Here is a 16,530-nt window from a genome sequence, read left to right as displayed (position 1 = left end):
CTTAGTGTCGTGGGTTCGGAGATGTGTATAAGTGACTGGGCGTTGACGGCCGGGATGACCTTCGTGCCGTAGGTGTCGATCACGGCTTCCTGGGCGTCGTGCATGTCGTAGAGCGCGAACTGGTCGACGCCGAGGTCGCGCAGGGCGTTGAGTTTCTCGATGTGCCGGTCGGCGGGTCCGATCAGGCAGAAGCGGTCGACGATCTCGTCCGGCACGAACTGCGTGTCCGGGTTGCCGCTGCGTCCGTGGTGGGCGTAGTCGTAGCCCTGGCGGGCCTTGATGTAGTCGGTGAGTTCGCCGGGTACGGCGCCGGTGCGGGCGCCGTACTTGGCGACCAGGTCGGCCACGTGGTTGCCGACCATGCCGCCGAACCAGCGGCACTGCTCGCGGGCGTGGGCGAGGGCGGCGGGCGAGTCGTCGGCGGTGACGTAGGCGGGGGCGGCGACGCAGACCGTCACCTCGGACGGGTCGCGTCCGGCGGCCTCGGCCGCATCCCGGACGGCCTTGACCATGTACTCGGTCAGGTAGAGGTCGGCGAGCTGGAGGATGAAGCCGTCGGCCTCCTCGCCGGTCATCTTCAGGGCCCTCGGCCCGTACGCGGCCATCCACACGGGCACTTCGGCGCCGGGCCGGACCCAGGGGAACCTGACGGCGGTGCCGCCGCCGGGGTCGGCCTCCTCTCCCCTGCCCAGCGCGCGGATGACCTTCATGGCCTCGCTGATCCGGGCGAGCGTGTTGGGTTTGCGGCCGGCCACCCGCATCGCGGAGTCGCCGCGGCCGATTCCGCAGACGGTGCGGTTGCCGAACATGTCGTTGAGGGTGGCGAAGGTGGAGGCGGTCACCTCCCAGGTGCGGGTGCCCGGGTTGGTGACCATCGGGCCGATCTTCAGTGTGCGCGTGTTGGCCAGGACCTGGCTGTAGATGACGAACGGTTCCTGCCAGAGCACGGCGGAGTCGAAGGTCCAGCCGTGGCTGAAGCCGTTGTCCTCGGCGCGTTTCATCAGCTCCACGACGCGGGAGGCCGGCGGGTCGGTCTGCAGGACGAGTCCGAAGTCCATGGGCACCGCTCCTAGTTCAGGTACTGACAGGTGGCGCGCGGGGTGTAGACGCCGTGGCCCTTGCGCCCGGTGTACTCCCGCTGGGTGACGACCGGTTCGCCGCGCGAGAGCACGGTCTCCACCCGGCCGGTGATCCGCCTGCCCTCGTACGCGGAGTAGTCGACGTTCATGTGGTGGGTCTCGGCGGAGAGGACCTGCTCGGCGTGCGGGTCGTAGACGACGATGTCCGCGTCGGCGCCGGGCGCGATGGTGCCCTTCTTCGGGTAGAGGCCGAACATGCGGGCCGGGGTGGCGCAGGCGATCTCGATCCAGCGGCGGCGGCCGATGTGTCCCTCGACGACGGCCTGGTGGAGCAGGTCCATGCGGTTCTCGACGCCCGGCATGCCGTTGGGGATCTTGGAGAAGTCGCCGCGGCCCAGCTCCTTCTGGCCGGTGAAGCAGAACGGGCAGTGGTCGGTGGAGACCACCTGGAGGTCGTTGGTGCGCAGCCCCCGCCACAGGGCGGCCTGGTGCTCCCTGGGCCGCAGGGGCGTGCTGCACACGTACTTGGCGCCCTCGAAGCCGGGCTCGGCGAGGTTGTCGGTGGACAGGAAGAGGTACTGCGGGCAGGTCTCGCCGAAGACCGGGAGGCCCTCGTCGCGGGCGCGGGTCAGCTCGGCGACCGCCTCCGTCGCCGAGACGTGCACGACGTACAGCGGCGCGCCGGCGACCTGGGCGAGCCGGATGGCGCGGTGGGTGGCCTCGGCCTCCAGGAGGGCCTTGCGGACCTCGCCGTGGAAGCGGGGGTCGGTCTCGCCGCGGGCGAGGGCCTGTTCCACGAGGACGTCGATGGCGATGCCGTTCTCGGCGTGCATCATGACCAGTCCGCCGTTGTCGGCGGCGCGCTGCATGGCCCGCAGGATCTGGCCGTCGTCGGAGTAGAAGACGCCGGGGTACGCCATGAACTGCTTGAAGGAGGTCACGCCCTCCTCCACCAGCAGGTCCATCTCCTTGAGCGTCTCCTCGTGCACGTCGGAGACGATCATGTGGAAGGCGTAGTCGATCGCGCAGTTGCCCTCGGCCTTGGCGTGCCAGGCGTCCAGGCCCTCGCGCAGGGAGTGTCCGACGCTCTGGATGGCGAAGTCGACGACGGTGGTGGTGCCGCCCCAGGCGGCGGCCCGGGTGCCGGTCTCGAAGGTGTCGGCGGCGTAGGTGCCGCCGAACGGCATCTCCATGTGGGTGTGCCCGTCGACGCCGCCCGGGATCACGTACTTGCCGGTGGCGTCGATGACGCGCTCGGCGGTGAACGCCTCGGCGGCCGGGGTGCCGCTCGCGGCGAGCGCGGCGACGCGGCCGTCCTCGATGAGGACGTCGGCGTGGAGTTCGTCGGAGGCGGTGACGACGAGGCCGCCGCGGATGACGGTACGACTGCTCATGCTGCTGTTCCCTCCAGTCGGGTCCCGGCGGTTCAGGGCGCGGTCAGCGGGGAGTAGGCGCCGGGCGCGCGGTCGCGGTAGAACTGCCAGCGGTCGCGGACCTCGCGCAGTGTGGCCATGTCGAGGTCGCGGACGAGGAGTTCGCTCTCCTTGTCGCCGGCGACCTCGCCGACGAACTGCGCCTCGGGGTCGACGAAGTACGAGGTGCCGTAGAAGTCGTTGTCCCCGTACTCCTCGACGCCGACGCGGTTGATGGCGCCGACGAAGTACTCGTTGGCGACGGCGGCGGCCGGCTGTTCCAGCTGCCACAGGTAGCCGGAGAGGCCGCGCGAGGTGGCCGACGGGTTGAAGACGATCTCGGCGCCTTCGAGTCCCAGGGCCCGCCAGCCCTCGGGGAAGTGCCGGTCGTAGCAGATGTAGACACCGATCCTGCCGACGGCGGTGTCGAAGACCGGCCAGCCGCTGTTGCCGGGGCGGAAGTAGAACTTCTCCCAGAAGCCGCGCACCTGCGGGATGTGCGTCTTGCGGTACTTGCCGAGGTAGGAGCCGTCGGCGTCGATGACGGCGGCGGTGTTGTAGAGGACGCCGGGCTGCTCCTCCTCGTACATGGGGAGCACCAGGACGATGCCGTGCTCGCGGGCCAGGCGCTGGAAGCGCTCCACGATCGGGCCGTCGGGGACGCGTTCGGCGTAGGCGTAGAACTGGGGGTCCTGGACCTGGCAGAAGTACGGTCCGTAGAACAGCTCCTGGAAGCACATGACCTGTGCGCCCTGGGCGGCGGCGTCGCGCACCGCCTGCTCGTGGACCTGGATCATCGACTCCTTGTCGCCTGTCCAGGCGGTCTGGAAGAGCGCGGCACGGATCACTCGGCTCATCTTCGGCCTCCACTCGCTCGATCGGCTCGGTGTGGCACTCGGGGTACGGCGAGACTAGGGACGGCGGGTGGCCGGAATGAGTGGCACGGTGTCACGTCTGCGGGGGTCGGGCATTGCACGGTGTCACCCCCGCGGTGCGTCGTGCTGCGGTGCGTCGTGCTGCGCGTCGTGGGCGAGGAGCGCGATGTGGACGGAGGCGGCCTGCTCGAAGTCGTCGAGGTCGACGCCGAGCCGGTCCTGTATGGCCTCGATACGGCGGTAGAGGGCGGGCCGGGAGACGTGGTGGAGCTGGGCGGTGCGGGACTTGTTGCGTCCGGTGGCGAGGTAGGTGCGCAGTACGGGCAGCAGGTCCCGCTCGGGGCCGCGCAGCAGCCCGTCCAGTTCGCGTTCGGCGAAGGACTGCACGTGCGGGTCGTCGCGCAGCAGCCGTACCAGGCCGCGCAGGTGGACGTCGCGCAGACGCACGACGGGCGGCGGGTCGAGGGCGGTCGCGGAGTCGGCGACGGCGTCGGCGACCTGCTGAGCCTCGCGCAGTCCGGCGGGCACGTCCGACCAGTCGGCGCGGGCGTCGGCGGCCGCGACCACGGTGCGGTCCGCGTCGGGTTCCGACCGCAGCCGGTCGGCGAAGTGGGCGGTGAGGGACCGGGCGTTCTGGTCGGGCGCGAGGCTGAGCAGGACGGTGACCCGGTCGTCGGCGAGGCCGGCGGCGATCGCGGGCAGGCCCAGGAGGCGCAGCACCCGGGCAGGCCTGCCGGGGTCCGGTCCGCGCACGACCAGCGGCACGAAGACCCGGCGGTTGACCGGCAGTCCGGCGGCACGGGCCCGGGGCAGCAGCTGGCGGGCCGGTACCGCCCCGCTGACCAGGTCGGTGAGCAGGCCCCGCGCGGACTGCTCCTCCCAGGAGTCCCAGGCATCCCAGGTGCCCGGACCCCCGGCGCCCGCGGCGCCCGCGAGGACGGCGCCGTGGGTGCCGTCCCCGGCGAGCATCCGGTGCAGGACGAGGGCCTCGGCGGCGCGGTCGGCCAGCAGCCGCCCCGCGGCCCGGTCGCCCCGGTCGCCGCAGAGCACCAGCCGGCCCCAGCGCTCCCCGCGGCAGCTCAGCTCGGCGCGGATCCAGCCGTCGGCCGGCCCGGCACCGGTCTGACCGGCCTGGCGGGCGATGCGCTCCCAGTCCCGCAGCACGTCGTCGACCGCGGCCCGCTCGCCCGCCGTGGCGAGGACGCGGTGGGCGAGGTTGGTGACGACGACCGGGCAGCCCGCGTGCCGGGCCACCTCGTCGAGCAGGCGCTGCACCGGGGCCCCGGCGGTGATCAGGCCGGTCAGTTCGGTGCGTACGGCCTCGGAGAGGCTGACGGCGGCGAACTTGCGCCGCAGCAGCCGCGACTGCACCTCCTCGGTCAGCTCGGCGAAGGGGAAGGGACGGTGCAGGACGACCAGCGGCAGGCCGCAGCGCTCGGCCGCCCTGCGCATCACGTCGGGCGGGGCGGGGAAGGCCCGGCCGAGGCCGAGCACGACGGCCGAGGCCTCGGCGCGGTCCAGGGAGCGGATGTACTCGCTCTGCTTGTCCTCGTCCCCGGCGAGCAGCACGCCGGTGGTGAGCACCATCTCGCCGCCGCTGAGCATCACGCCGACGTCGGCGGCCTCGGCCACGTGCACCCAGCGCACGGGCCGGTCCAGCCGGTGGGCGCCGGCCACCACCTCGGGCTGCCCGGCCAGCACTCTGTCGAGGCCGAGCACCTGGCGGACCGACAGGGCGGGTTCCCAGGGCTGCTGGGCCGGGATGTGCGAGGTGGTGGTCATGGCGGCCGCCTCCTGGGGTCGGGCGTGTCGTGCGGACCGGGCCGGCTCGGAGGCGACGGTGCCTCCGTGCGCCCCACGCCCCGGCGGGACCCGGACGGCGCCCCGGGGCGGCGGCGGTCAGATGCTCCGCAGGGCGCGTTCGAGGATCGCGGCGCCCTCCTCGGCCTCCGCGACGGTGAGGGACAGGGGCGGGGCGACGCGCAGGACGCTGGTGTCGTGCCCGCCGCCCTTGCCGACGAGCAGTCCGCCCGCGCGGGCCTCCTCCAGGACCGCGGACGCGGCCTCGGGGGCGGCCTCGTCGGTGCCCGGCCGGGTCAGCTCGATGCCGATCATCAGTCCGCGCCCGCGCACCTCCCGCACGTGCGGCACCTGGGCGGCGACGGCCCGCAGCCGTTCGGTGAGCAGCCCGCCGACGCGCCGGGCGTTGCCCTGGAGGTCGTGCTCCAGGAGGTACGCGAGGTTGGCGAGTGCGGCGGCCATGGTGACCTGGGTGCCGCCGAAGGTGGAGATGCTGTTGGCGTCGAGGCAGTTCATGATCTCGGCGCGGGCGACGACGCCGCCGACGGACATGCCGTTGCCGATGCCCTTGGCGAAGGTCACGATGTCGGGCGGGCCGCTGCGTCCGTGTGCCTGCCAGCCCCAGAAGTGCTCGCCGGTGCGGCCCCAGCCGGTCTGGACCTCGTCGGAGATCCAGAGGATGCCCCGTTCGTGCAGCACGTCGCGGAAGGCGGCGTAGAGGCCGTCGGGCGGGGAGGTGAAGCCGCCGACGCCCTGGACGGGCTCGGCGATCAGCGCGGCGGGGGCGCGGGTGTGGCCGAGGAGGTCGCGGAGGTCGTCGACGCAGGCGTCGATGAACTCCCGGTCGTCCAGGTGGGCGTAGGGGCCGCGGGTGCGCACGCCGCCGTGGACGTACAGCGTCTGCAGCGGGGAGAGCGACGTCGGGGACCAGCCGCGGTTGCCGGTGATGCCGACGGAGCCGAAGGAGCGGCCGTGGTAGCTGTTGCGCATGGCCAGGACGGTGTTGCTGCGCCGGTACGCCGTGGCGAGCAGCAGGGCGGTGTCGTTGGCCTCGGTGCCGGAGGTGGTGAAGAAGACGCGGGCGTCCGGGACGGCGGAGAGCCGTGCGACGCGTTCGGCGAGTTCGACCATGGGCCGGTTGAGGTAGAGGGTCGAGGAATGGATGATCCGTCCGGCCTGCTCGCTCACCGCCTTGGTCACCTCGGGCAGGGCGTGCGCGGTCATCGTGGTGAGGATGCCGCCGAAGAAGTCGAGGTACTTGTTGCCGGCGGCGTCCCACACGTGCCGGCCCTCGCCGTGCGTGATCTCCAGCGGGTCCTCGTAGTACAGGGCGAGCCAGTCGGGCAGGACGGCGCGGTGGCGGCCGAAGAGGTCGGGGGTCACGGCCGCACCAGCCCCTCGTAGGCGTCGGGGCGGCGGTCGCGGTAGAAGGCCCACTGCTGCCGGACCTCGTCGATGAGGTCGAAGTCCAGGTCGCGGACGACGAGTTCCTCCTTGGTGTCGCCGGCCGGTTCGCCGACGAACTGTCCGCGCGGGTCCACGAAGTACGACGTGCCGTAGAAGTCGTTGTCGCCGTACTCCTCCCGGCCGACCCGGTTGATGGCGGCGACGAAGTACTCGTTGGCGACGGCCGCGGCGGGCTGTTCGAGCTGCCACAGGTGGGCGGAGAGGCCGCGGTGGGTGGCGGAGGGGTTGTATACGAGCTGGGCGCCGCCGAGACCGAGCTGGCGCCAGCCCTCCGGGAAGTGCCGGTCGTAGCAGATGTAGACGCCGACCTTGCCGGCGGCGGTGTCGAAGACCGGCCAGCCGAGGTTGCCGGGCCGGAAGTAGTACTTCTCCCAGAAGCCCCTGACCTGCGGGATGTGGTGCTTGCGGTAGGTGCCGAGGACGGTGCCGTCGGCGTCGATCACGGCCGCGGTGTTGTAGTAGAAGCCGGACTGCTCGACCTCGAAGACGGGGGCGACGACCACCAGGCCGGTCTCGCGGGCGAGTGCGCGCATGCGGCCGACGGTGGGGCCGTCGGGCACGGGCTCGGCCCAGCGGTAGTGCGCGGGGTCCTGGACCTGGCAGAAGTAGGGGGCGTTGAAGACCTCCTGGAACCCGATGACCTGCGCGCCCCGCCGGGCGGCCTCGCGGGCGTGCTCCTCGTGCTTCGCCACCATGGACTCGGTGTCGCCGGTCCAGGTGGCCTGGACGAGAGCGGCACGTACGACGTTGGCCATGAGGTGCTCCTTCGACACGACGTCAGAGCCTCTACACCCGTAGAGCAGGCCGTAGCAGGCCGTAGAGGGACGAACGTAAGCCTGGCCGGACGGGCTTGCCAAGACCATCGCCGTCAAGCCGCGGTGTCGATCGTGTTTCGCACCCCTGTGGGTGAGCGCCCCTGTGGCTGGGCACCGCCGTGGGGGGGGAACGCTCCCGTGGGTGGGCACCGCCGGGTGGGGCGCCCCCGTGGGTGGGGCGCCGCCGCGGGTGGGCGCCGCCCGCCTCAGGCCATCACGGGCGCGCACCTGCCCACCAGGTCGTCCATGGACAGCCCCAGCGCGCCGGCCAGCGCGGCCACCGTGAAGAACGCCGGGGTGGGCGCCCGGCCGGTCTCGATCTTGCGCAGGGTCTCGGCGGAGACGCCGGCCACGGCGGCGACCTCCGTCATGCTCCGGTCGCCGCGGGCCGCGCGGAGCAGGCGCCCGAGCTGCTCGCCGCGCTCGCGCTCTTCGGGGGTCAGGGGTGTGCGCACCATGGCGTCATTCTAATACCGCACCCGCACACGGGACCCAATTCAAATACCGGTATAGTAATTGGCATGGTGGAACTGAAGACGGACACATCGATCGACTCCATGCACGCGGCCGGGCAGGTCGTCGCGCGCGCCCTGACCGCCGTACGGCAGGCCGCGGACGTGGGCGTGTCCCTGCTGGAGCTGGACGCGGTGGCGCACGGGGTGCTGCGGGAGGCGGGCGCGGGCTCGCCCTTCCTCGGGTACCGGCCCTCCTTCGCGCCGACGCCCTTCCCGGGCGTGATCTGCGCCTCGGTCAACGACGCGATCGTGCACGGCATCCCGGACGGCTACCGGCTGCGCGACGGGGACCTCCTCTCCGTCGACTGCGGCGCCCTGCTGGACGGCTGGGCCGGCGACTCGGCGCTCAGCTTCGTCGTGGGCACGCCCCGGCCGGCCGACGTGACGCTGATCGAGACCGCGGAGCGGGCCCTGGACGCGGGCATCGCGGCGGCCGTGGTCGGCAACCGCATCGGCGACATCGCGCACGCCGTCGGCACGGTGTGCCGGGCGGGCGGCTACGGGATCATGGAGGACTTCGGCGGCCACGGCATCGGCCGGCACATGCACGAGGACCCGGGCGTGCCCAACGAGGGCCGGCCGGGACGCGGGCTGCCGCTGCGCCACGGGATGGTCGTCGCCATCGAGCCCATGCTGATCGCGGGCGGCCGGGACGACTACCACGCGGCCGCGGACGGCTGGACCCTGCGCTCGAACGACGGCACCAGGGCGGCGCACGTGGAGCACACCGTGGCGATCACCAAGGACGGTCCGCGCGTCCTGACGTCGCGCGACGGCCTCTGAAACCGGCGGGACCCCCGCGCGAGGGGCCCCGGGCACCTCGGGCGGGAGGCACCGGGCACCCCGCGCAAAAGGCCCCGGGCACCCGGCGCGCGAGGCGCCCGGTCCTCCCCCGCCTCCCGGCATGCCCACCGGAACAGAACGTGTCATGTTGGGCATGAGCGCGCGCCGACCGGGTTACCCGGCCCCGGCACGCCGTCAGCGGAGCAGCGGAGGACTCAAGACGATGAGCAGCGGCTTCATGGGCCCCGAGGGCGACCCGTTCGCGGAATTCCTGGCACGCTTCTTCGGCGGGCCGAGGCCGAGGCAGATCGACATCGGCCGGCTGCTCAGCCAGCCCGCCCGGGAGCTGGTGCGCGGGGCCGCGCAGTACGCCGCCGAGCACGGCAGCCGGGACCTGGACACCGAGCACCTGCTGCGGGCCGCGCTGGCCGCGGAGCCGACCCGGGGTCTGCTCAGCAGGGCCGGGGCCGATCCCGACTCGCTGGCGTCGCAGATCGACGAGCGGACCGGCCCGGTGCAGCATCCGCCGGGCGAGGTCCCGCCGCCCACGTCGCTCTCGCTCACCCCGGCGGTCAAGCGGGCCCTGCTGGACGCGCACGAGCTGGCCCGCTCCACCGGCACCGGGTACATCGGCCCGGAGCATGTGCTGAGCGCGCTGGCCGCCAACCCGGACTCGGCCGCCGGGCACATCCTGAACGCCGCCCGGTTCGCTCCGTCGGCCCTGCCCACGGAGCCGCCGGACGCGGCGAAGGCCCGCCCCGAGGCCGCGGCGACGAACACGCCGACCCTGGACAAGTACGGCCGCGACCTCACCGGTCTGGCCCAGGAGGGCCGGATCGACCCGGTGATCGGGCGTGAGGAGGAGATCGAGCAGACCGTCGAGGTGCTCTCGCGCCGCGGCAAGAACAACCCGGTGCTGATCGGTGACGCGGGCGTCGGCAAGACCGCCGTGGTGGAGGGGCTGGCGCAGCGCATCACCGACGGCGACGTGCCGGACGTGCTGACCGGCCGCCGGGTGGTCGCGCTGGACCTGACCGGCGTGGTCGCGGGCACCCGCTACCGGGGCGACTTCGAGGAGCGGATGAACACCATCGTCGGCGAGATCCGCGCCCACTCCGACGAGCTGATCATCTTCATCGACGAGCTGCACACGGTCGTCGGCGCCGGGGGCGGCGGCGAGGGCGGGTCGATGGACGCCGGGAACATCCTCAAGCCGGCGCTGGCCCGCGGCGAGCTGCACGTCGTGGGCGCCACCACGCTGGAGGAGTACCGCAGGATCGAGAAGGACGCGGCCCTCGCCCGCCGCTTCCAGCCCATCCTGGTGCCCGAGCCGACCACGGCCGACGCCGTGGAGATCCTGCGCGGCCTGCGCGACCGCTACGAGGCCCACCACCAGGTCCGCTACACCGACGAGGCGCTGGTGGCGGCCGTCGAGATGTCCGACCGCTACCTCACCGACCGGCGGCTGCCCGACAAGGCGATCGACCTGATCGACCAGGCGGGCGCGCGCGTGCGGCTCCAGTCCCGTACCAAGGGCACGGACGTCCGCGCCCTGGAGCGCGAGGTCGACCAGCTGGTCCGGGACAAGGACCAGGCGGTCGCGGACGAGCAGTACGAGCGGGCGACGCAGCTGCGCGACCGGATCGCCGAGGTGAAGCAGCGGATCACCGAGGCCACCGGCGACGGCGAGGCCGACGAGGGGATGAAGCTCGTCGTCGGCACGGAGGCGATCGCCGAGGTGGTCTCCCGGCAGACCGGCATCCCCGTCAGCAGCCTCACCCAGGAGGAGAAGGAGCGCCTGCTGGGGCTGGAGTCCCACCTGCACGAGCGGGTGGTCGGCCAGGACGAGGCGGTACGGGTCGTCTCCGACGCCGTGCTGCGCTCGCGCGCCGGACTGTCCAGCGCCGACCGCCCCATCGGCAGCTTCCTCTTCCTCGGACCGACCGGCGTCGGCAAGACCGAACTGGCCCGCGCGCTGGCCGAGGCGCTGTTCGGCAGCGAGGACCGGATGGTCCGCCTCGACATGAGCGAGTACCAGGAGCGCCACACCGTCAGCCGCCTGGTGGGGGCCCCGCCCGGCTACGTCGGGCACGAGGAGGCCGGGCAGCTCACCGAGGTGGTGCGCCGCCACCCGTACTCGCTGCTGCTGCTCGACGAGGTGGAGAAGGCGCACCCGGACGTCTTCAACATCCTGCTCCAGGTCCTGGACGACGGCCGGCTGACCGACTCGCAGGGCCGGACGGTGGACTTCACCAACGCGGTCGTCGTGATGACCAGCAACCTGGGCTCCGACGCGATCACCCGGCGCGGTGCCGGCATCGGCTTCGGCTCGGGCGGCGCGGAGGCGGACGAGGAGGCCCGGCGGGAGCAGGTGCTGCGCCCGCTGCGCGAGCACTTCCGGCCCGAGTTCCTGAACCGCGTCGACGAGATCGTGGTCTTCCGGCAGCTCAGCGGCGAGCAGCTGCGGCAGATCACCAGCCTGCTCCTGGAGCAGACCCGCCGCATGGTGCAGGCGCAGGGCATCACCGTCGACTTCACGGACGCGGCCGTGGACTGGCTCGCCGAGCGCGGCTACCAGCCGGAGTACGGGGCGCGTCCGCTGCGCCGCACCATCCAGCGCGAGGTCGACAACGAGCTGTCCCGGCTCCTCCTCGACGGCCGGGTCGCGGAGGGCGGCCGGGTGACGGTCGACGTCGAGGACGGGCGCCTGGCGTTCCGTACGCCCGAGCAGCCCGCCCCCGAGCTGTGACTACCGCTGCCGCACCGGCCTGACGACCATCGCCGAGCCGCCGCCGCGCCGCTCCTTCTCGGCGGCGGCCAGCCACTTGCCGTCCGGCAGGCGCTGCACACCGGTCGCGGCGCCGATCTCGGGGTTCTCCTTGAAGGAGTGGCCGAGGGCCTCCAGCTCCGCCCGCAGTCCGCTGTCGTAGAGGCCCGGTTCGAGTTCGGTCTGGGCGGCGTTGCGCTGGCTGGCGCGGGGTGCGGCGATCGCGTCGACGAGCGGCAGCCCGCGGTCCACGAAGCCGGTGAGGGTCTGGAGCACGGTGGTGATGATGGTGGCGCCGCCGGGCGAGCCGAGAGCCACGACGGGCTTGTGGTGGCGGTCCAGGACGATCGTCGGTGCGATCGAGGAGCGCGGCCGCTTGCCGGGGCCCGGCAGGTTCGGGTCGTGCACCGCGGGGGCGGCCGGCGCGAAGGAGAAGTCCGTCAGCTCGTTGTTGAGCAGGAAGCCGCGGCCCGGCACGGTGATGCCGCTGCCGCCGGTCTGCTCGATCGTGAGGGTGTAGGCGACGACGTTGCCCCACTTGTCGGCGACGGTCAGGTGGGTGGTGTTCTCCCCCTCGTACGTCGTCGGGGCCGCCGTCCCACCGCCCGCGCAGGGGGCGGGGTGCCGCGGGTCGCCGGGCGCCAGGGGGCTGGTGAGCACGGCGTCGTCCTTGATCAGGCACGCGCGCGAGTCGGCGTACCGCTGCGACAGCAGTTCCCTTTCGGGTACGTCCTCGAAGGCGGGGTCGCCGACCCAGCGCCCGCGGTCCGCGAAGGCGATGCGGCTGGCCTCGATGTAGCGGTGCAGGTAGCCGGCCTTGTCCGCGGCGGAGAGGTCGGTGCGCTCCAGGATGTTCAGTGCCTCGCCGACGGTGGTGCCGCCGGAGGAGGAGGGTGCGATGGAGTAGACGTTCAGACCGCGGTACGACGTCTTCGTCGGCGCCTGGACCTTGGCCCGGTAGGCGGCGAGGTCCTTGGCGGTGAGGTCGCCGGGGCGGGCGTTCCAGCCGGAGCCGGGGTCGACGGGCGGCTCGTTGACCGTGTCGACGATGTCCTCGCCGAGTGCGCCGTGGTAGACCGCGCCGACGCCCTCGCGGCCGAGTTCCCGGTACGTGCGCGCCAGGTCCGGGTTCTTGAACGTGGAGCCGACGACGGGGAGTTCGCCGCCCGGCAGGAACAGCTCGGCGGTGTCCGGGAAGTAGCGGAACCGCTCCTCGTTGGCGGCGGTCTGGGAGCGGAAGGTGTCGTCGACGGTGAAGCCGTGCCGGGCGAGGCGCTCGGCGGGCGCCAGCACGGAGGAGAGCCCCCGGCTGCCCCACTTCTCGAGCGCGGTCTGCCAGGTGGCCGGGGTGCCCGGGGTGCCGACGGCGAGCCCGCTGCTGACGGCGTCGGCGAAGGCGAGGGGCTCGCCGTCCTCGGTGAACAGGTCCTCGCCGGCGGTGAGCGGCGCGGTCTCGCGGCCGTCGATCGTGCGCACGGTGCGCGATCGCGCGTCGTAGTACACGAAGTAGCCGCCGCCTCCGACTCCGGCGGAGTACGGCTCGGTGACGCCGAGCGCGGCTGCGGTGGCCACGGCGGCGTCGACGGCGTTGCCGCCCTTGCGGAGCACCTCGATGCCGGCGGCGGAGGCGTCCCGGTCGACGCTGGAGACGGCGCCGCCGTGGCCGACGGCGACGGGGGTCTTCGGCGCGACGGGCCCGCTCGGGTGGGTGGGCGGCGCGGCCGCTCCCACGGACACCACCACGGCGGCCGAGACCGCCAGGACCGTCAGATTCCGTGCGACAGGGCGACGCATCCGCACCTCCAGGGAATGCCGTTGGGCCGGCTCGGCCGTTGGGGCAGCTTAGTTGACCGTCATGCCCGCGTCAGGTGCGCGACACGGGGAGCCGGTGGGCCCGTCCGCGGCCGCCCGCGCTCCTCGCGCGGGAGCCCCGTCGAACACGGGTGCGCGCCTGCCCGCTAGCATGCGCGCCCATGACTGACGACGTACTCGAGATCGTCCTGGGTGTGGTCGCGGCGGGCATCAGCGCCACGCTGGGCTGGTTCGCCCGTACCTATCTGCTGAGGCGGAAACTCCGGCGCAAGCAGGCGTTCTTCGGGCTGCCGGACAGTTCCGAGTCGCTGCTCGTCGTCAACCGCGACCCCGCCGCCTCGGAACCGGCGGTCCACCGCTTCGACGTGTTCGCGCTCCTCGAACTGTCGGCGCTGGTCAAGAACTGCGGCGCGCACTTCCAGGTGGTCACCCAGGACATGGTCGGCCAGGGCTTCGGCGAGCGCACGGAGTTCTGCGTCGGGGGGCCCGCCTCCAACCGCCGCATGGCCGCCCACATGGCGGCGATGCTGCCCGGGGTGCGGGTGAACGTCGACCCGGAGCCCGGACCGGACCGCGGTGCCTTCCAGATAGGCAGCGAGCGCTACCGCCTCGACGCCGGGATCACGGAGTACGTCCTGCTGGCCCGTCTCACCGCCGGGGACCGGCCCGAGGCCCGCCCCGCGTTCCTCTTCTGCGGCCAGCGGGCGATCACCAACCAGGCGGCCACCCGCTACCTCGCCCGGCACCACGAGAAGCTGGCCCGCAAGCACGGCGGCAACTCCTTCGTGCTGCTCCTTAAGGTGGTCAACTCCCAGGCGTACGGCCCGGACGTCGTCGAACTCGTCGCGGACGTCACCCGCGCCGCCACCAGCCCCTTGCCGACCCCCACGCCGACGGCACCGCGCAACCACCGGGCGGCGTAGGACGGCGGTTCACAGGCCGAGGCCGAGGTCCTCGACGCGGACGGGCAGGCCGGTGCGCATCGACTCGTTGGCCGCGATGCCGACCGCCACGGCCCGCACCCCGTCCAGGTGGCCCGCGGGGCGGTGCAGCGGGTCGGGGCGCAGGCGCAGGTCGCGGCGGAAGACGTCCGCCAGGAGGACGGCGTCGCCGCCGCCGTGACCGCCGACGCCGTCGGGTACGGCCACTTCCTCGGCGCGGCCCCAGTGTTGCTGCACGACGAGGCGTTCTCCGACGGGGCGGACCGGATCGAGGTCGGGTCCGGCCGGGGAGGCGGAGGGGTCGAGGTCGATGGTGCCGTCGTCGCCGAGTTGCAGGTGTCCGCGTTCCACGACGCTGAGTTCGGCCCGGCCGAGGGTGCCGTTGACCGAGACGCGGTAGCCCTCCCACGGGCTGTGGGCGTTCAGTGAGTAGGTGAGGGTGGCGCCCCGCCGGTAGTCGACGAGGACGGCCATGTTGTCCTCGATGGTGATCCCGGGGGCGAACGGGTCCCGGTCGCGGAGGTACCCGTCGTGGTCCTCCGCGCGCAGGTAGAGCGCCTCCAGCCGTGGGTCGTCGCGCAGGTCGAGCGTGAACGGGTCGGCGGGCGCGCCGGTTCCGCGCTCCGGCCGGGGGCCCATCCCCCGGGCGGCCGCGTTGGCGTCGCCGTAGAAGCGCAGACCGCCGGAGGCGTGGACGCGGGCGGGGACGTCGTCGATCCACCAGTTGACGAGGTCGAAGTGGTGGCTGGCCTTGTGCACCAGCAGGCCGCCGGAGTTCGCCTTCTCGCGGTGCCAGCGGCGGAAGTAGTCGGCGCCGTGCATGGTGTCGAGGACCCACTCGAAGTGGACGCCGGTGACCCGGCCCACCCGTCCGTCGGCGACGACCTGCCGCAGCATCGCATTGCGCGGGGCGTAACGGTAGTTGAACGTCATGACGACGTCGCGGCCGGTGTCGGCGACGGCCCGGACGATGCGCCGGCACCCGGCGGCGTCGGTGGTCAGCGGCTTCTCCACGACGACGTCGGCACCGGCCCGCAGGCTCCGGTCGACCAGGTCCGCATGGGTGCGGTCGACGCTGGTGACGACGACCGTCTCCACGCGCTGTTCCGCGATCATGCGCTCCAGGGCGTCCGGTGCGTAGCGGGGCAGGCCCAGGGGCCGTCCCCGGCCGAGCGCGTGTCCGGCCTCGGCGTCGTGGTGGTCGATCCGTCCGGGGTTCGGGTCGAGCCAGGCGACGATCTCTCCGACGTCGGCGTGGTCGCCGGTCAGGCCCGCGACGTACAGCCCGGCGCGGTGGCCGGTTCCCGCGACGGCGTACCGGCGTTTCGGCCGGTCCGCGGCGGGCGGCGCGAAGTCGCCCGCGATGCCGGGGGCGGCGCCGGTCCGGGTGTGCGGCGGTGGCAGCGGGGCGGTCGGATTCTGGTCCACGGGGCTGTGCTGCTTCACGGATTCCTTGACGTTCGTCGAGGTCGAAGAGTCGAAGGCCGGCGCTGGAAAGCGCTTACCGCGCGGCAACATACGCGCCCCCGCCCTGTCTGTCGAGAAGGCCGGGGTGCTACCCCGGTGGCCACCGACCCCCTGCCGCCCCCGGCACCCGGACCGGCGCTCCACGACCCCCGACGGGCCCGGACCCGGCGTGCAGCTGACCTTCTCCTCGCCCGCGGACGCCCCGTCGTGGCGTCCGCCCTACCGCGCGAGCAGTGATCTCCGGCTGCACCCTGCGTGTCCCCCTGTGCGGTCGTGTGCGCCCTGGCGACTGCAAGGTACCCAGACGAAGGGGACGAATACTGACGACACGCATGATCCAGGCATTAGCCCTATTTAAGGCGCTTGTTGGGCCAAGGGTTCACGCTTCGGCAACTTCGCCGTACAGCTGCGAGAGTTCGGGGACGCCGCTCTCCGCCCACGCGTGCCCGCTCGCCACCACGTCGAACTCCCGGCCTGAGGCCAGCCGGACGACCGGCTGGCCGTCGGACCGGATGGCCCAGACAGCACCGGGCACGGTGCGCACGATCACCGTGCCGAGATAGAGACCCGCGTCGTTGCCCAGCCAGGACTGGATCTCCTCGTCGCTCCGCCAGCGCGGGAGCACCTGGTCGAGCTGCTCCAAGGAGTACGCCGAGTCGTCGAGCCGGACCCCCTCCCGCAGCGCCTGCGATCGCAGCAGATCGCATTCGGCGAGCAGGTCGCCGATGCCCTCGGCGTCGTGCACCCGGGGACCTTCGCGCCGCTTGCCCAGGAAGGGGAAGTTCATACCACCAGAC

General features: G+C 72.9%; 13 protein-coding genes. 3 read left to right on the top strand and 10 right to left on the bottom strand.

What is annotated here, in order from left to right:
* The 7 genes from HZS56_RS22090 to HZS56_RS22060 all read right to left on the bottom strand — a co-directional run.
* The coding region (locus HZS56_RS22090; protein WP_216722497.1) for a TIGR03842 family LLM class F420-dependent oxidoreductase at positions 1 to 1,058 on the bottom strand (1,058 nt) is incomplete at its 3' end.
* A gap of 11 nt (positions 1,059 to 1,069) precedes the next feature.
* Positions 1,070 to 2,473 (bottom strand): dihydropyrimidinase, encoded by a 1,404-nt coding sequence (hydA, locus tag HZS56_RS22085; RefSeq protein ID WP_216722496.1) that lies wholly within the window; start codon positions 2,471 to 2,473, stop codon positions 1,070 to 1,072.
* A gap of 32 nt (positions 2,474 to 2,505) precedes the next feature.
* Positions 2,506 to 3,348 (bottom strand): nitrilase-related carbon-nitrogen hydrolase, encoded by an 843-nt coding sequence (locus HZS56_RS22080; protein ID WP_216722495.1) that lies wholly within the window; start codon positions 3,346 to 3,348, stop codon positions 2,506 to 2,508.
* A 123-nt stretch (positions 3,349 to 3,471) separates the two neighbouring features.
* Positions 3,472 to 5,148, bottom strand: coding sequence for a PucR family transcriptional regulator (locus HZS56_RS22075; protein WP_216722494.1), 1,677 nt, complete (start codon positions 5,146 to 5,148; stop codon positions 3,472 to 3,474).
* A 117-nt stretch (positions 5,149 to 5,265) separates the two neighbouring features.
* Positions 5,266 to 6,549, bottom strand: a complete 1,284-nt coding sequence (locus HZS56_RS22070; protein WP_216722493.1) for an aspartate aminotransferase family protein — start codon at positions 6,547 to 6,549, stop codon at positions 5,266 to 5,268.
* Positions 6,546 to 7,388 carry a nitrilase-related carbon-nitrogen hydrolase gene (locus tag HZS56_RS22065; protein WP_216722492.1) on the bottom strand — a complete coding sequence of 281 codons (843 nt, stop codon included), beginning with the start codon at positions 7,386 to 7,388 and terminating at the stop codon, positions 6,546 to 6,548. Before HZS56_RS22065 ends, HZS56_RS22070 begins: the two co-directional genes overlap by 4 nt.
* 266 nt (positions 7,389 to 7,654) lie before the next feature.
* The gene (locus HZS56_RS22060; protein ID WP_216722491.1) at positions 7,655 to 7,906 is read right to left on the bottom strand and encodes a helix-turn-helix domain-containing protein; all 252 of its coding nucleotides are present in this window, start codon (positions 7,904 to 7,906) and stop codon (positions 7,655 to 7,657) included.
* 63 nt (positions 7,907 to 7,969) lie between these two features.
* On the opposite strand from HZS56_RS22060, the gene map reads away from it, so the two are divergent.
* The gene (map, locus tag HZS56_RS22055) at positions 7,970 to 8,746 is read left to right on the top strand and encodes a type I methionyl aminopeptidase (protein ID WP_216722490.1); all 777 of its coding nucleotides are present in this window, start codon (positions 7,970 to 7,972) and stop codon (positions 8,744 to 8,746) included.
* Between the two features lie 223 nt (positions 8,747 to 8,969).
* Complete coding sequence (locus tag HZS56_RS38765) at positions 8,970 to 11,495, top strand: ATP-dependent Clp protease ATP-binding subunit (protein ID WP_216722489.1); 2,526 nt, start codon at positions 8,970 to 8,972, stop codon at positions 11,493 to 11,495.
* Here the strand turns inward: HZS56_RS38765 and ggt are convergent, their stop codons facing one another.
* Entirely contained in the window at positions 11,496 to 13,307 is a 1,812-nt protein-coding gene (gene ggt / locus HZS56_RS22045) for a gamma-glutamyltransferase (RefSeq protein ID WP_216722488.1), read from the bottom strand.
* 179 nt (positions 13,308 to 13,486) lie between these two features.
* Between ggt and HZS56_RS22040 the strand changes: the two genes are divergently transcribed.
* Positions 13,487 to 14,248, top strand: a complete 762-nt coding sequence (locus tag HZS56_RS22040; protein ID WP_216722487.1) for a hypothetical protein — start codon at positions 13,487 to 13,489, stop codon at positions 14,246 to 14,248.
* Positions 14,249 to 14,257: 9 nt separating this feature from the next.
* Here HZS56_RS22040 and HZS56_RS22035 read toward each other — a convergent pair whose 3' ends face one another.
* Together HZS56_RS22035 and HZS56_RS22030 are read right to left on the bottom strand one after the other, a co-directional pair.
* A complete protein-coding gene (locus HZS56_RS22035) occupies positions 14,258 to 15,712 on the bottom strand; it encodes a Gfo/Idh/MocA family oxidoreductase (protein WP_308408124.1) in 1,455 nt (484 codons plus the stop codon).
* Positions 15,713 to 16,112: 400 nt separating this feature from the next.
* On the bottom strand, positions 16,113 to 16,520 hold the full coding sequence (locus HZS56_RS22030) for a DUF6278 family protein (RefSeq protein ID WP_216722486.1): 408 nt from the start codon (positions 16,518 to 16,520) through the stop codon (positions 16,113 to 16,115).
* Positions 16,521 to 16,530 lie beyond the last annotated feature (10 nt).

The organism is Streptomyces mayonensis, assembly GCF_018982965.1.
Taxonomy (GTDB): Bacteria; Actinomycetota; Actinomycetes; order Streptomycetales; family Streptomycetaceae; genus Streptomyces; species Streptomyces mayonensis.
The sequence above is the reverse complement of the archived record's forward strand: the minus strand, read 5'-3'. Positions and strand labels throughout refer to the sequence as shown.

What these genes read in the sequence shown, in the direction of transcription:
- map (WP_216722490.1), top strand. Translation starts at nt 7,970, where the DNA reads ATGGTGGAACTGAAGACGGACACATCGATCGACTCCATGCACGCGGCC.
- ggt (WP_216722488.1), bottom strand. Translation starts at nt 13,307, where the DNA reads ATGCGTCGCCCTGTCGCACGGAATCTGACGGTCCTGGCGGTCTCGGCC.
- HZS56_RS22040 (WP_216722487.1), top strand. Translation starts at nt 13,487, where the DNA reads ATGACTGACGACGTACTCGAGATCGTCCTGGGTGTGGTCGCGGCGGGC.
- HZS56_RS22080 (WP_216722495.1), bottom strand. Translation starts at nt 3,348, where the DNA reads ATGAGCCGAGTGATCCGTGCCGCGCTCTTCCAGACCGCCTGGACAGGC.
- HZS56_RS22075 (WP_216722494.1), bottom strand. Translation starts at nt 5,148, where the DNA reads ATGACCACCACCTCGCACATCCCGGCCCAGCAGCCCTGGGAACCCGCC.
- HZS56_RS38765 (WP_216722489.1), top strand. Translation starts at nt 8,970, where the DNA reads ATGAGCAGCGGCTTCATGGGCCCCGAGGGCGACCCGTTCGCGGAATTC.
- HZS56_RS22065 (WP_216722492.1), bottom strand. Translation starts at nt 7,388, where the DNA reads ATGGCCAACGTCGTACGTGCCGCTCTCGTCCAGGCCACCTGGACCGGC.
- HZS56_RS22060 (WP_216722491.1), bottom strand. Translation starts at nt 7,906, where the DNA reads ATGGTGCGCACACCCCTGACCCCCGAAGAGCGCGAGCGCGGCGAGCAG.
- hydA (WP_216722496.1), bottom strand. Translation starts at nt 2,473, where the DNA reads ATGAGCAGTCGTACCGTCATCCGCGGCGGCCTCGTCGTCACCGCCTCC.
- HZS56_RS22030 (WP_216722486.1), bottom strand. Translation starts at nt 16,520, where the DNA reads ATGAACTTCCCCTTCCTGGGCAAGCGGCGCGAAGGTCCCCGGGTGCAC.